Below are 14,379 nucleotides of genomic sequence, written 5' to 3' on the forward strand. Positions count from 1 at the left end.
GTGTGTCGGGGCGGATGACACCGTTTGGGACCTGTGAGGAGAGTGTTGCATGTCGGATGTGCTGATCGACCGCCCGGAGCTCGATGGTCTGGGGGTGTACGAATTCGGCTGGCACGATGAGGATGCCGCGGGTGCCGTCGCCAAACGCGGGATCTCCGAAGAGGTCGTCCGCGGGATCTCGGCCCTCAAGAACGAGCCGGAGTGGATGCTGAAGACCCGCCTCAAGGGCTATCAGCTCTTCGGCCGCAAGCCGATGCCGACGTGGGGCGCCGACCTCAGCGACATCGACTTCGACAACATCAAGTACTTCGTCCGCTCCACCGAGAAGCAGGCGCAGAGCTGGGAAGACCTCCCCGAGGAGATCCGCGAGACGTACGAGCGCCTGGGCATCCCCGAGGCCGAGCGTCAGCGTCTCGTCGCCGGCGTCGCCGCGCAGTACGAGTCCGAGGTCGTGTACCACCAGATCCGCGAGGACCTGGAGCAGCAGGGCGTCATCTTCATGGACACCGACACCGCCCTGCGCGAGCACCCCGAGTTCTTCGAGGAGTACTTCGGCACCGTCATCCCGGCGGGCGACAACAAGTTCGCCGCGCTGAACACCGCCGTCTGGTCGGGCGGATCGTTCGTCTACGTCCCCAAGGGCGTGCACGTCGAGATCCCGCTGCAGGCCTACTTCCGCATCAACACCGAGAACATGGGCCAGTTCGAGCGGACCCTGATCATCGCCGACGAGGACAGCTACGTCCACTACATCGAGGGCTGCACGGCCCCGATCTACAAGTCGGACTCCCTGCACTCGGCCGTCGTCGAGATCATCGTGAAGAAGAACGCCCGCGTGCGCTACACGACGATCCAGAACTGGTCGAACAACGTCTACAACCTGGTCACCAAGCGCGCCGTGGCGCACGAGGGCGCGACCATGGAGTGGGTCGACGGGAACATCGGCTCCAAGGTGACGATGAAGTACCCGTCGATCTACCTGATGGGCGAGCACGCCAAGGGCGAGACCCTCTCCGTCGCGTTCGCCGGTCCCGGCCAGCACCAGGACGCCGGCGCGAAGATGATCCACATGGCGCCGTACACGCAGTCGTCGATCGTCTCGAAGTCGATCGCGCGTGGCGGTGGCCGTGCCGGCTACCGCGGCGAGGTCCGTGTCGACGCCGCTGCGCACCACTCCGCCAACACCGTCCGCTGCGACGCGCTGCTCGTGGACACGAAGTCGCGCTCCGACACCTACCCGGCGATCGACATCCGTGTCGACGACGTGCAGCTCGGGCACGAGGCCACGGTCTCGAAGGTCAGCGAGGAGCAGCTCTTCTACCTGCAGTCCCGCGGCATGCCCGAGGACGAGGCGATGGCGATGATCGTGCGCGGCTTCATCGAGCCGATCGCGCGCGAGCTGCCCATGGAGTACGCGATGGAACTGAACAAGCTCATCGAGATGGGCATGGAAGGATCGGTCGGCTAAATGGCGGCCTCGACGACAGCGCCCAGCGAGGCGCAGCACACGAACGCGCACATCGACCCGGCCGCCCAGGTGGCGGACGCGGGATTCGTCCCGGTGCAGACCCGCTCCGAGCGCCCGCACTCGTTCGACCCGGACGACTTCGGCACGCCGACCGGTCGCGAGGTGAACTGGAAGCACACGCCGGTGGCCGCACTCACGCCGCTGTTCCGCACCGCGGAGGGCGAGGAGGGCGTGCAGTACTCCTTCACGTCCGGCGAGCAGTACGTCGCCGCACCGCTCACGGCGGGAACCGCTCCGCGTGGCGAGGTCTTCCTCGCCGAGGACATCACCGCCGCCGTCGCGTGGCAGGGCGCCTCCGAGGCGCTGCACATCCGCATCCCGCGCGAGGAGGAGGTCGCGGCGCCGATCTTCGTGTCGCTCACGGGCACCGGAGCCGACCGCCGGGCGGATGCCCACATCGTGATCGAGGCCCTCGAGCACAGCTCCGCCACGGTGGTGCTGCAGCACAAGGGCTCGGCGCAGTACGCCCAGAACGTCGAGATCATCGTCCGTGACGGGGCGAAGCTCACGGTCGTCTCCGTGCAGCAGTGGGACGATGACGCCGTGCACGCGGCCGCCCACCAGGCGCGAGTCGCGGCCGACGCCACCCTCAAGCACTTCGTCGTGAGCTTCGGCGGCGGCGTGGTGCGCGTGAACCCGAGCGTCGAGCTCGCCGGTGCCGGCTCCGAGGGCTACCTGTACGGGCTGTCCTACGCCGACTCCGGCCAGCACCTGGAGAGCCAGGTGTACCTGCACCACAAGGGCCCGCACACGACCGGCGACGTGCTCTACAAGGGCGCGCTGCAGGGCGAGAGCGCCCACAGCGTGTGGATCGGCGACGTGCTGATCGGTGCGGATGCCACCGGCACCGACTCGTACGAGGCCAACCGCAACCTGGTGCTCACGGAGGGCGCGCGCGCCGACTCCATCCCGAACCTCGAGATCGAGACGGGCGACATCGTCGGCGCCGGGCATGCGAGTGCCACCGGCCGCTTCGACGACGAGCAGCTCTTCTATCTCCAGGCTCGCGGCATCCCGGAGGACGAGGCCCGCCGCCTGGTGGTTCTCGGCTTCCTCACCGACATCGTGCTGCGCCTCGGCATCCCCGACCTGGAGTCGGAGCTGCTGGCCGCCATCGAGGCCGAGCTCGCCGAGGTGAACGCGTGACCGCGCAGCGCGTCTGCGGCGTCTCCGAGCTGGAGCAGGACACGCCGCTGCGCGTCGAGCCGGACGGTGTGCCGATCACGGTCATCAAGGACGGCGAGGGCGTCATCCACGCCATCGGCGACACCTGCACCCACGGCGATATCTCGCTGTCCGAGGGCTTCGTGGAAGGCGACACGGTGGAGTGCTGGGCTCATGGCTCGGCGTTCTCCCTGATCACCGGCAAGCCCCAGAATCTCCCCGCATATGAGCCCGTTCCGGTCTACGTCGTCGAGATCGACGGCGACGACGTGCTCATCGATCCCGCTGTGACGAAGGAAGTCTGAAGAATGTCTGTTCTCGAGATCCGCGACCTGCATGTGACGGTCGAGACCGAGGCGGGGACCACCCCGATCCTCAACGGAATCACCCTCACCATGAACACCGGTGAGACCCACGCCATCATGGGCCCCAACGGCTCCGGCAAGTCCACCCTGGCCTACACGATCGCCGGCCACCCGAAGTACACGGTCACCTCTGGCTCCATCACCTTCGACGGTGAGGACGTCCTGGCGATGAGCGTCGACGAGCGCGCCCGCGCCGGCCTGTTCCTCGCCATGCAGTACCCGGTCGAGATCCCCGGCGTGACCGTGACGAACTTCCTGCGCACCGCGAAGACCGCGCTCGACGGCGAGGCGCCCTCGATCCGGCAGTGGACCAAGGACGTCAAGGAGTCCATGGCCAACCTCCGCATGGACCCGAAGTTCGCGCAGCGCAACGTCAACGAGGGCTTCTCGGGTGGCGAGAAGAAGCGCCACGAGATCCTCCAGCTCGAGGTGCTCAAGCCGAAGTTCGCCGTGCTCGACGAGACCGACTCCGGCCTCGACGTGGACGCGCTGAAGATCGTCTCCGAGGGTGTCAACCGCGCGAAGGAGTCCACCGGTCTCGGTGTGCTGCTCATCACGCACTACACCCGGATCCTCCGCTACATCCGCCCGGACTACGTCCACGTGGTCGTCGCGGGCAAGATCGTCGAGGAGGGCGGACCCGAGCTCGCCGACCGTCTGGAGAACGAGGGCTACGACCGGTTCCTCGACCCCTCCGCTCCCATCGAGGCGTAGGCTGATCGCATGACAGCGACCCTGACGGACGAGAAGTACGACGCGGTCACCGAGGCCCTCAAGGACGTGATGGATCCTGAGCTCGGGATCAACGTCGTCGACCTCGGGCTCATCTACGACCTCGCCTGGGATGACGAGAACGACGCTCTCGTCATCCACATGACGCTGACCAGTGCGGGCTGCCCGCTCACGGATGTCCTCGAAGACCAGACGGCGCAGGCCCTGGACAACGTCGTGGACCGCTTCCGCATCAACTGGGTGTGGATGCCGCCGTGGGGACCCGAGCGGATCACGGACGACGGACGCGACATGATGCGTGCTCTCGGCTTCGCGATCTGAGCGTTCCGGTCACCTGACCACCAGACGAAGCGGGCGTGCCGGGCACGCCCGCTTCGACGTCTCCGCATCGGCGCGGAGAGAAATCGGAGGACGAATGCTGTCGGTCAAGGCCCTGCCGCTGTCGGAGCTGCGCGAGCGCACCAGCGAGAAGTGGCGGGAGTATCCCGAGGACGTGCTGCCCCTCTTCGTCGCGGAGATGGACTTCCCGCTCGCTCCGCCCATCACCGCCGCTCTGCAGCGGGCGCTGGACCTCGGGGACACCGGGTACATCGCCTCGCGGACACCGCTCGCGGAGGCCTACGCGGGTTTCGCGGAGCGCCGCTTCGGCTGGCGTCCCGACCCCGCACGGATGCGCAGCACGGCGGACGTGAGCATGGGCATCGTCGAGATCCTCCGCCGCGTCACGCAGCCGGGGGAGCGCGTCGTCGTGACGCCTCCGGTCTACCCGCCCTTCTACGACCTCGTGGCCGAGGCGGGAGCCGAGGTGCAGCGGGTGCCGCTGCGCGACACGGGGACGCGGTGGGAGCTCGACCTCGACGGGATCCGCGCCGCGTTCGAGGACGGCGCGACGGCCATCCTCCTCTGCAACCCGCACAACCCGACGGGCACCGTGCACGATCGGGAGACGCTGGCCGCGCTGGCTGACCTGGCCGAGGAGTTCGGCGCGACGGTCGTCTCGGACGAGATCCATGCACCGCTCGCGCAGCCCGGCGCGGGCTTCACGCCCTTCCTCGCCACGAGCGACGCGGCAGCCCGGGTCGGCTATGCCGTCGTCAGCGCGAGCAAGGCGTTCAATCTCGCGGGACTGAAGTGCGCGCTCATGGTGACCGCCGCGGAAGAGACGTCCGCGGTCGTTCGCGACCTGCCGGTCGAGGTGGAGTGGCGGACGGGACAGTTCGGTCTGCTCGCGGCCGTCGCCGCATTCTCGGAGGAGAGCGACGCCTGGCTCGACGGCCTCCTGCGCACCCTCGACGAGAACCGCGTGCTGCTGGAAGATCTCCTCGCCCGTCACCTGCCCGCCGCCCGCTACCGCATTCCGGACGCGGGGTACCTCGCGTGGATCGACCTCTCGGCACTCGGCTGGGGCGACAATCCCGCCCGGCAGATCCTCCGCGAGGCGAAGGTCGCGCTGCACTTCGGCCCGGCCTTCGGGGAGGAAGGGGCCGGACACGTGCGGCTCAACTTCGGCACCAGCCCCGAGATCCTCACCGAGGCGATCGAGCGCATCGCCGCGCTCGTCGAGCGATGACGGCTGCGAAGCCGACCGCCACGATCTGGGACCGCAGCCGGGTCTGGGTGACTCTGGGCGCTGTCGCCCTGATCTTCCTCGCCGCGATCGAGGCCCTCGCGGTGACGACGGTCATGCCGATCGTCAGCGATGCCCTAGACGGCCAGTCGCTGTACGCCGTCGCCTTCGCGGGCACGCTCGCGACCAGCGTGATCGGGATGGTCGCGGCCGGTTCCTGGTCGGACGCGCGCGGTCCGCGCGGCGCGCTGTACGCCGCCGTCACCCTCTTCATCCTCGGCCTGCTGATCTCCGGGTTCGCGGCGACGATGCCCCAGTTCCTGATCGGACGACTGGTGCAGGGGCTCGGTGCCGGTGGCCAGACCGTCGCTCTGTACGTCGTCGTCGCGCGGCTGTATCCGCCGTACCTGCACGGGCGGGTGTTCGCGGCATTCGCGGCCGCCTGGGTGGTGCCGTCGATGATCGGGCCCTTCCTCGCGGGAGCGGTGGCGGAGTACCTCGATTGGCGATGGGCGTTCCTGGGCGTGGCGGTGCTGACCGCGATCGCGTTCTCCATGGTCGCGATCCGCTTGCGCGGTGTCGACCTCGGCCGCGGGGAGCCGCAGGACCGGCGGGCGCTGCTCACGCGCCTCTCGCTCGCCATCGTCGTCGCGGTGCTCGCGGTGGTGATCGGACTGTCCGCCGAGCTCGATCCGGCGATCGGCTGGCCGGTCGCGCTGGGAGCCGTGCTCGCGATCGGTGTCGCCGTGCTGCCCCTTCTGCCGCGACGCACGCTGCGCGCCGGCGCCGGCCTTCCCAGTGTCGTGCTCATGCGCGGCGTGGCGGCCGGCGCGTTCTTCGCCGCGGAGGCCTACATCCCGTACCTGCTCATGCGGAAGTTCGACTTCTCCGCCACCTGGGCCGGGGTCGCCCTCATGCTGGCCGCCTTCGCGTGGGCCGGTGCGTCCGCCGCGCAGGGTCGCTACGGTGAGCGGCTGGGCAACCACCGCATCACGGCTCTCAGCCTGGGAGCGTTGCTCGCGGCGATGCTCTGCGTGCTGGCCGCCGCGGCGTTCGACGCCTCCCCGATCTTCGTGATCGTCGGGTGGGCGTTCGCCGGGGGCGGCATGGGGCTGCTGTACCCGCGGCTCACCGTGCTGACCCTCGCCTACTCGGATGAGACGAACCAGGGATTCAACTCCTCGGCGCTCTCGATCTCGGACGCGACGGGTTCGGCGGTCGCGATCGCGCTGGCGGGGCTCGCCGTCGCCACTCTGGGTGGCCGGGCGGATGCGTTCGCGGTCGTGTTCGTCCTCGGCGTCGGGCTGGTGCTGCTCGCGGTGATCCCCGGGCTCAGGCTCGGGCACGCCGCGGAGTCTTCGGTGCGCTGAGCTCACCGGCGAGGGCGATCACACCGAGGTCGAACACCCGGTCCAGACCCGCCGTGACGTCGACCTCGCTGGAGGACGGGAGGGCGCCGTGACTGTCGGCGTGCATCCGCTGCTGGACGAGGGTCGCATGACCGAGCACGAAATGCAGGATCGCGGCGCCGCGGTCCTCGGCGTCCTGAGCTCCCTCCGCGCGGAGGGCCGCGACCAGAGCCTCGCGGGCGTGGGCCGAGCCCAGCTGGAGCGCGTACGTGCTGAGCACGAGCTCCGCGCCGTCGCGGTAGGCGAAGAGGGCGTCGCGGAGCGCGCGGGCAGTCGTGAGGACCCCGCCGTCTCCGGCGGGAACCCCGGCGGTGATCCGGTCGGCGAGGTCGGCGAGGAGCTCCTGCTTGTTCGCCACGTGCCAGTAGAGAGCGCTGGGCTGCACGTCGAGCCGAGCCGCGATGCGGCGCATGGAGAGGTCGGCCAGCCCCACCTCGTCGAGGAGGGAGAGGGCCGTCCGCGAGACGCTGTCCCGGTCGTGACGGGCGGGATTCGTGTCGGGACTCATGCCCCCACTATAGTGAACGGCGTTCAGGTGAACGGTGTTCAGGAGGATGAATGCGCAGGCGGCAGCCGGGGACGACCGCGACGCTCGCGGAGCCGGGAACGGTGCGTCTCGACGGCGTGGGCGTGACGGTCGACGGCCGCGTTCTGCTCGACGACGTGACGCTGGAACTCACCGCGCCGCGCATCGCCGTGATCGGTGAGAACGGCTCCGGGAAGTCGACGTTCGCCCGATTGCTGAACGGCCTCATGACGCCGACCACGGGAACGGTCACCGTCCACGGCCTCGACGCGCTCCGAGAGCGGACCGCCGTCCGCCGCCGGGTGGGCTTCGTCTTCACCGATCCGGATGCCCAGATCCTGATGCCGACCCCGGCCGAGGATCTCGCGCTGTCCCTCCGAGGGCGGCCCCGTGGGGACATCGCCGCCCGCGTGCAGGAGACGCTGGATCGGCACGGTCTCGGCGCCCACGCCGACATCCCGGCGTCGTCGCTCTCGGGAGGCCAGAAGCAGATGCTGGCCCTCGCCGCGGTGCTCCTCTCCGAGCCGGCACTGATCGTGGCGGACGAACCGACCACGCTCCTCGACCTGCGCAACGCGCGGCGGATCGGAGACCTCCTCCTGGAACAGGACGCGCAGGTGCTCATCGTCACCCACGATCTCGAGCTCGCCGCGCGCTGCGACACGGCCGTCCTCTTCGACGGCGGGCGCGTCGTCGAGCAGGGAGATCCCGAGTCGGTCATCGCGCGCTATCGCCGGTTGTGCGCGTGATCCCGTCCCGGCCGCTCGTGCCGGGGCGCCTGTCGAGGGTGCCGGCCGGACCGAAGCTGGCGGGCCTCGCCCTCGCGGCGCTCGCGATGACCCTGTTCCCGCACGGGCCGGTCAGCATCGCCGTCTGCCTCGCGGCCGTGTTCGCGCTCTACCCGATCGGAGGTGTGCCGCTCTCCGCCGCCCTGATCGAGCTGTGGCGGCTGCGTGCGGTCCTGCTCGTGCTCGCGATCGCCCTCGCCGTCTTCGTGTCTCCCGTGGCCGCCTGGATGAGCACCGGGCGGGTCGCCGCATTGCTGCTGCTCGCCGCGCTCCTCACCCTGACCACGCGCATGTCCGACCTCCTGGAGGTGCTGCAGCGCCTCCTGCGGCCGCTGCGCCGTGTCGGGGTGGACCCCGAGGCGGTGTCGATGGCGGTGTCGCTCACCCTGACGATGGTGCCCGTCGTCGCGGGCTTCGCACAGCGGGTGCGCGATGCGGAGCGCGCCCGCGGTGTGAGACTGGGTGTGCGTGGCGTGGTGCCCCTGCTCGTCATGACGCTCCGCCACGCGGACCAGGTCGGTGATGCCCTCGCCGCCCGCGGGGTCGGCTGACGGTCACGCCACGACGGCGGGGGCGGGGACGGCGCTCCCGGAGCGGCCGGCGAGCCGCAGCGCAGCCACGAGCAGCAGCACGGCGAGCGCCGCAGTGGAGACCGTCGTACCGAGGACGAGGAGCAGCACCACCCCCGTGAGTCCCACGGCGGTCCCCAGCACCAGGCGGCGGCGCGAGTCCGTCGCCATCGGCGAGGGGTGGTTCTCGAAGCGATCGACGCGCACGGCGACCAGGGCGGTGAGGACGAGTGCCGTCACCAGCCACAGCGGGCGGGCTGCCCACCATTCCACGCTGTCGAGTGCGGGCAGGCTGAGCCCCCCGACGATCGCTGCCAGCGCTGTCGCTCCGGCCATCACCAACAGCACCGGCATGTGCCAGAGGTAGATGGTCATCGTGCGCCGGGTCACGAACGCGGTGAACGCGGCCACCGGGGTGTGCCGGCTGAAGCGTCCGATCCGGTCGCGGTACAGGGAGAACAGGGTCGTGTGGATGAGCCCGACCAGCAGGAGGGCGGCTGTCGGCGGGTTGATGTTGGCGATGAGGTCGGGGGAGTACACGCCCCCGAGGAAGAGTGCGACGAGGAGCCCGAGGGAGCCGGTGCCGATCGCCACGCGGACTCCGGGCCGCAGTGCATCCATGCGTCCGTCGGCGAGGAAGAACCCGAGCTGCTGCATCGTCAGCCAGACGAAGGCGAGGTTGAGGAAACCCAGGGCGTCGTTCCCGGTCGTGGCGCGCAGCACGTCGACCGCGACGGCCGCAGCGGCGAGGAGAGCGATGGTCCGCAGCGGCGCGCGGTCGTGCAGCGCGACGAAGGCGGGGAGGAGGGCCTGGCACAGCAGGAAGACCCCGAGGAACCACAGGGGCTGCCCGTACCGGAAACCCGCGACCGCGATGAGATCCGGGGAGACCCCGACGACGGTGAGCACGGCGAGAGCGATGCCGACCGCGGCGATGGTGAACAGGGCCGGACGCAGGAGCCGGTGCACCCGACCGGCCACGAAGGCGGTGGCGCTCCCGCCGCGGTCGCGGAGGCGGCGGTAGGCGAGGAGTCCGGAGAACCCTCCGATCACGAAGAAGAGCGGCATCACCTGCAGCAGCCAGCTCAGCGGCGCGATCCAGCCCGTGCCGTCGCTCGCGTTCTCGAACACCGGCCCGGACTCGGACACCGTGACCCCCACCATGACGGCGTGCAGCAGGACGACGCCGAGCACGCACAGTGCCCGGACGACGTCGATGCCGGTGTCGCGGTGGCCGGTGGGGGCGGATACGGCGGGGGCGGGGGTGCTGAGGCGTGGAGCCGCGGCGATGACCATGAGTCCTCCTGGGAACGGTGTCCTCGGAGGCTATGGACGCGGTGGTCGGCACGACATCACCCCGTGGTGCCGTCCTGACCCCTACGCAGGGGTGACTCAGGCGGAGGGTTCGACCAGACCGGTGTCGTAGGCGAGGATGACGGCGTGCACGCGGTCGCGGAGACCGAGTTTCGCGAGCACTTTGCCGACGTGGGTCTTCACGGTCTGCTCGGCGATGAACAGGTCGCCCGCGATCTCCGTGTTGGAGCGGCCCTTGCCGATGAGGACGAGCACCTCGCGCTCCCGGTCGGTGAGATCGGCGAGGGCGGTCGCTGACCTGCGTGATGCCGGCCGCCGTCCGGCGAACTGTTCGATCATCCGCCGCGTCACGCTCGGGGCGAGGAGCGCATCGCCCCCCGCCACCACGCGGACGGCATGCACGAGCTCCTCCGGGAGGGCGTCCTTGAGGAGGAAGCCGCTGGCGCCGGCGGCGAGGGCGTCGTAGACGTAGTCGTCGATGTCGAACGTGGTGAGCATGAGGATCCGCGGCACGTGCGCGGCCGGGTACGACGGGCCCAGGATGCGCCGGGTGGCCTCGATGCCGTCGAGCTCCGGCATGCGGACGTCCATGAGGATGACGTCGGGGTCGAGCCGCGCGGCGAGCGTGACGGCTTCTGCGCCGTCCGCGGCCTGACCCACCACGCGGATGCCCTCATGGGCGTCCAGCAGGGCGGCGAAGCCGGCGCGGACCATCGCCTGATCGTCGGCGATGAGCACGCTGATCGTCACGAGTTCTCCTTGTCTTCCGCCGGGGCGGTCGGGGCGGCCGCTGATGCCGCGGGGGACAGGGGCAGGGTGGCGTCGACCGTCCAGCCCCCGTCGTCGGACGGGCCGGCCGCGAGGCTCCCGCCCAGCAGCTCTGCGCGCTCGCGCATTCCCCGGAGGCCGTAGCCCCCGGTGGGGTTCTCGACCGGCTGCGGCGGCGCCGCGTTGCGCACCCGGATGTGCAGGCTGCCGGCATCGGCGTGAAGGCGGACGGTGACCCGTGCTCCGGGGGCATGGCGGACGGCGTTGCTCAGTGCCTCCTGCACGATGCGGAAGGCGGCGATCTGCACACCGGGTCCGGCGGCCGAGGCCGCCTCGATCCCCTCCAGCACGAGACCGACCTCCACGCCGGCGCGTCGGATGGTGTCGACGAGGGCCGGCACGTCGTCCAGTCCCTGCTGCGGTGCGAGCTCGGCATGCTGGTCCTCCGTGCGGAGCACCCCCAGCATGCGCCGCATCTCGGTGAGCGAGGAGCGAGCGGTGGCGGCGATGTCGTCGAACTCGGCCGCCGCGTCGGCATCGAGGTCCGCGATCCGGTAGCGTGCGGTCGACGCCTGCACCTGGATCACCGACATGCTGTGCGCCACGACGTCGTGCAGCTCCCTGGCGATACGGGTGCGCTCCTCCACGAGGGCGCGCCGCGACTCCTCCAGGGCGCTGTGCTCCTTCTCCCTGGTCAGCTCGGCCGCCACCCGCACGCGGCCGGCGACGAGGACGGCGATGAGGAACATCGCGGCGGCGACCGAGGTCGTCACGATCAGGTTGGCGGTGACGCTCCCGGAGCTCGCCGGTGTCGCGACCATGTCCGGCCGCAGCAGGGGCGCCGTCAGGGAGGTGAGTGCGCCGATCACGAGGGTGAGGGCGCCGAGTCGGGCTCCCTGCACGAAGGACATCACGCCCACGAAGAGGACGAACGCGAGCAGTGCCGGTACCGACCACGGCCACGGGGACTGGATCGCCCGCGCCGGCTCGACGAGGAGAGGGAGCAGGAAGGCGCCGGCGGCGAACACGACGATCGCGGTCCGCGGACGGGAGGGGACGAGCAGGGGAGGCCCGCACACGGCGGCACCGAGCAGGAAAGACAGCGGCAGCGGCGTGCCCGAGAGCACCGTCTGGAGCGGGACGAGGAGCGCGTACAGCACGACGACCGCCGTGGTCAGCGCCACGAGGGCGCCGGTGCGACGGCTGATCCGTGACGGGCGCGGGGTGCGCTCTCGGCGGCGTGCCATGCGTCTCATCCTGCCAGGTGCGGGACCGCCGTACGGCGGCGGCGGAGCGCGGCGATCCGGTCGATGACGATGCCGACGATCAGGGCGATGACGACGCCGATGGCGGCGCTGAGCACGGGCTGGTCGTGCAGCCAGGCACCGGCGAGCAACCCGATCGCGAGGCTGAACACGCTCCAGCTGACACCGGCGATGAGGCTCAGCGGGAGGAACCGCCGCCAGGGGAACCCGAGCGCTCCGGCGGACATGTTCACGGCCACGCGACCGATCGGGATGTATCGCGCGCCGAGGATCAGCGTCGCGCTGCGGCGGTCGAGAGCATGCTGCGCGTAGGCGAACGCGGCAGCGACGCGAGGGCGGCGCATCCACGCGAACCTCGTGGTGCCGAGCCGGCGACCGATGAGGAACGCGATGTTGTCGCCGATCGCGGCGCCCAGGGCGGCGACCGCCCCGAGCAGCAGGATGTTGCCGTCGCCGGTGGACGCGGCGACGGCCGCCGCGGCGACGAGGACCGTCTCGCTCGGGACCGGAGGGAAGAACCCGTCGATCACGGTCACCGCGAAGAGCACCGCGTACAGCCACGGGGAGGCGATCGCCTGCAGGATGAGGTCGTTGAGGATGTCCACTCCAGCACCGTAGGCAGCGGGTGCGGGGCGGGTCATCACTCCCCGGTATCGCCTCGGTCACCCTGCAGAGGGATCTTGTCGGCGATCAGCGCCGTCGCAGCGGCATATACTGGGAGGCTGGCCGCTCGGCCATCACCCTCCTCCCGAACGAACGGACGTCCGCTGTGCTTGCCGTGCACGACCTCGAGATCCGCGTTGGCGCGCGCCTGCTGATGGAGAACGTCTCGTTCCGTGTGTCCGACGGCGACAAGATCGGCCTCGTCGGACGCAACGGTGCGGGCAAGACGACACTCACCAAGGTGCTCGCCGGCGACGTGCTGCCCTCCGGTGGTACCGTCACCCGCTCCGGCGAACTCGGCTACCTGCCGCAGGACCCGCGTTCGGGCAACCCGGAGGATCTCGCCCGTACCCGCATCCTCGACGCCCGCGGCCTCGGCCAGCTCAACCTCGGCATGACCGAGGCCTCGCTCGCGATGGGCTCGGACGACCCCGCGGTCGCGGCGAAGGCGATGAAGCGCTACGGGGCGCTCACCGAGAAGTTCGAGGCGCAGGGCGGCTACGCGGCCGAGGCCGAGGCGGCGTCGATCGCGCACAACCTCTCGCTGCCGGACCGCATCCTCGACCAGCCGCTGTCGACCCTCTCCGGTGGACAGCGCCGTCGAATCGAGCTCGCGCGCATCCTCTTCTCCGACGCCCAGACGATGATCCTCGACGAGCCGACCAACCACCTCGACGCGGACAGCGTCGTGTGGCTGCGGGAGTTCCTCAAGAACTACAAGGGCGGGTTGATCGTCATCAGCCACGACGTCGAGCTCGTCGGCGAGACCGTCAACCGCGTCTTCTACCTCGACGCCAACCGCCAGGTCATCGACATCTACAACATGAACTGGAAGAACTACCTGCGTCAGCGCGCCGCGGATGAGGAGCGCCGCAAGAAGGAGCGGGCCAACGCGGAGAAGAAGGCGACCACTCTCCAGCAGCAGGCGGCGCGCTTCGGAGCCAAGGCGTCCAAGGCGGCGGCCGCGCACCAGATGCTCGCCCGCGCGGAGAAGCTCCTGTCGGGGCTGGAAGACGTGCGTCAGGAGGACCGCGTCGCGAAGCTGCGGTTCCCGAAGCCGGCGCCCTGTGGCAAGACCCCGCTGATGGCGTCCGGACTGTCGAAGTCGTACGGCTCGCTGGAGATCTTCACCGACGTCGACCTCGCGATCGACCGTGGCTCCAAGGTCGTCGTGCTCGGACTCAACGGTGCGGGAAAGACGACGTTGCTGCGCATGCTCGCGGGCGTCGACCAGCCGGACACCGGCCAGCTCGAGCCCGGCCACGGCCTCAAGGTCGGGTACTACGCGCAGGAGCACGAGAACCTCGACGTCAGCCGCTCGGTGCTGGAGAACATGGTGTCGGCGGCCCCGCACATCACCGAGACCGAGGCGCGCAAGGTCCTCGGCTCGTTCCTGTTCACCGGCGACGACGTCCTCAAGCCGGCCGGCGTGCTCTCCGGCGGTGAGAAGACGCGACTGTCGTTGGCGACCCTCGTCGTGTCGTCCGCGAACCTGTTGCTGCTCGACGAGCCCACGAACAATCTCGACCCGGCCTCGCGCGAGGAGATCCTCGGGGCTCTGGCCCACTACGAGGGTGCCGTGGTGCTCGTGTCGCACGACCCCGGCGCGGTGCAGTCGCTGAACCCGGAGCGCGTCCTCATCCTGCCCGACGGCGTCGAGGACATCTGGAGCCAGGAGTACCAGGACCTCATCGAGCTCGCGTAGCCGGTCGTGGCATAGT

General features: G+C 70.2%; 15 protein-coding genes. 10 read left to right on the forward strand and 5 right to left on the reverse strand.

Annotation, left to right across the window (positions count from 1 at the left end; genetic code table 11):
* The first annotated feature begins 49 nt into the window (after positions 1-49).
* The 7 genes from sufB (at position 50) to AB0N68_RS10165 (ending at position 6,726) form a co-directional block, all read left to right on the forward strand.
* Positions 50-1,468: a Fe-S cluster assembly protein SufB gene (gene sufB, locus AB0N68_RS10135; RefSeq protein ID WP_136052486.1), complete on the forward strand. Its 1,419-nt coding sequence runs from the start codon at positions 50-52 to the stop codon at positions 1,466-1,468.
* On the forward strand, positions 1,469-2,674 hold the full coding sequence (gene sufD / locus AB0N68_RS10140; RefSeq protein WP_187661631.1) for a Fe-S cluster assembly protein SufD: 1,206 nt from the start codon (positions 1,469-1,471) through the stop codon (positions 2,672-2,674).
* The gene (locus AB0N68_RS10145; RefSeq protein ID WP_025103649.1) at positions 2,671-2,997 is read left to right on the forward strand and encodes a non-heme iron oxygenase ferredoxin subunit; all 327 of its coding nucleotides are present in this window, start codon (positions 2,671-2,673) and stop codon (positions 2,995-2,997) included. Before sufD ends, AB0N68_RS10145 begins: the two co-directional genes overlap by 4 nt.
* A gap of 3 nt (positions 2,998-3,000) precedes the next feature.
* The gene (gene sufC, locus AB0N68_RS10150) at positions 3,001-3,771 is read left to right on the forward strand and encodes a Fe-S cluster assembly ATPase SufC (RefSeq protein WP_025103648.1); all 771 of its coding nucleotides are present in this window, start codon (positions 3,001-3,003) and stop codon (positions 3,769-3,771) included.
* A 9-nt stretch (positions 3,772-3,780) separates the two neighbouring features.
* Entirely contained in the window at positions 3,781-4,110 is a 330-nt protein-coding gene (locus AB0N68_RS10155) for a metal-sulfur cluster assembly factor (protein WP_017202280.1), read from the forward strand.
* 94 nt (positions 4,111-4,204) lie between these two features.
* Positions 4,205-5,359 (forward strand): MalY/PatB family protein, encoded by a 1,155-nt coding sequence (locus AB0N68_RS10160; RefSeq protein WP_268776214.1) that lies wholly within the window; start codon positions 4,205-4,207, stop codon positions 5,357-5,359.
* The gene (locus AB0N68_RS10165; protein ID WP_280564349.1) at positions 5,356-6,726 is read left to right on the forward strand and encodes an MFS transporter; all 1,371 of its coding nucleotides are present in this window, start codon (positions 5,356-5,358) and stop codon (positions 6,724-6,726) included. Before AB0N68_RS10160 ends, AB0N68_RS10165 begins: the two co-directional genes overlap by 4 nt.
* On the opposite strand, the gene AB0N68_RS10170 is transcribed toward AB0N68_RS10165, so the two are convergent.
* Positions 6,689-7,273: a TetR family transcriptional regulator gene (locus AB0N68_RS10170; RefSeq protein ID WP_187661628.1), complete on the reverse strand. Its 585-nt coding sequence runs from the start codon at positions 7,271-7,273 to the stop codon at positions 6,689-6,691. The genes AB0N68_RS10165 and AB0N68_RS10170 overlap by 38 nt on opposite strands.
* Positions 7,274-7,323: 50 nt before the next feature.
* Here AB0N68_RS10170 and AB0N68_RS10175 point away from each other — a divergent pair, with 50 nt between their 5' ends.
* Together AB0N68_RS10175 and AB0N68_RS10180 are read left to right on the forward strand one after the other, a co-directional pair.
* Entirely contained in the window at positions 7,324-8,040 is a 717-nt protein-coding gene (locus tag AB0N68_RS10175; protein ID WP_280564352.1) for an energy-coupling factor ABC transporter ATP-binding protein, read from the forward strand.
* Positions 8,037-8,630: a CbiQ family ECF transporter T component gene (locus AB0N68_RS10180; RefSeq protein WP_259952261.1), complete on the forward strand. Its 594-nt coding sequence runs from the start codon at positions 8,037-8,039 to the stop codon at positions 8,628-8,630. The genes AB0N68_RS10175 and AB0N68_RS10180 overlap by 4 nt, the downstream gene beginning before the upstream one ends.
* Positions 8,631-8,633: 3 nt before the next feature.
* On the opposite strand, the gene AB0N68_RS10185 is transcribed toward AB0N68_RS10180, so the two are convergent.
* The 4 genes from AB0N68_RS10185 to AB0N68_RS10200 all read right to left on the reverse strand — a co-directional run bounded on the left by AB0N68_RS10185 (position 8,634) and on the right by AB0N68_RS10200 (position 12,636).
* Positions 8,634-9,944 carry an acyltransferase family protein gene (locus tag AB0N68_RS10185; RefSeq protein WP_268776218.1) on the reverse strand — a complete coding sequence of 437 codons (1,311 nt, stop codon included), beginning with the start codon at positions 9,942-9,944 and terminating at the stop codon, positions 8,634-8,636.
* Between the two features lie 96 nt (positions 9,945-10,040).
* Complete coding sequence (locus AB0N68_RS10190) at positions 10,041-10,712, reverse strand: response regulator (protein WP_062634324.1); 672 nt, start codon at positions 10,710-10,712, stop codon at positions 10,041-10,043.
* Positions 10,709-11,977 (reverse strand): sensor histidine kinase, encoded by a 1,269-nt coding sequence (locus tag AB0N68_RS10195; RefSeq protein ID WP_268776219.1) that lies wholly within the window; start codon positions 11,975-11,977, stop codon positions 10,709-10,711. Before AB0N68_RS10195 ends, AB0N68_RS10190 begins: the two co-directional genes overlap by 4 nt.
* 5 nt (positions 11,978-11,982) lie before the next feature.
* Positions 11,983-12,636 carry a DedA family protein gene (locus AB0N68_RS10200; protein ID WP_232089031.1) on the reverse strand — a complete coding sequence of 218 codons (654 nt, stop codon included), beginning with the start codon at positions 12,634-12,636 and terminating at the stop codon, positions 11,983-11,985.
* Positions 12,637-12,764: 128 nt separating this feature from the next.
* On the opposite strand from AB0N68_RS10200, the gene AB0N68_RS10205 reads away from it, so the two are divergent.
* The gene (locus AB0N68_RS10205) at positions 12,765-14,363 is read left to right on the forward strand and encodes an ABC-F family ATP-binding cassette domain-containing protein (protein ID WP_210677646.1); all 1,599 of its coding nucleotides are present in this window, start codon (positions 12,765-12,767) and stop codon (positions 14,361-14,363) included.
* The last annotated feature ends 16 nt before the right edge of the window (positions 14,364-14,379 follow it).

The organism is Microbacterium meiriae (assembly GCF_040685015.1).
Lineage (GTDB): Bacteria > Actinomycetota > Actinomycetes > Actinomycetales > Microbacteriaceae > Microbacterium > Microbacterium meiriae.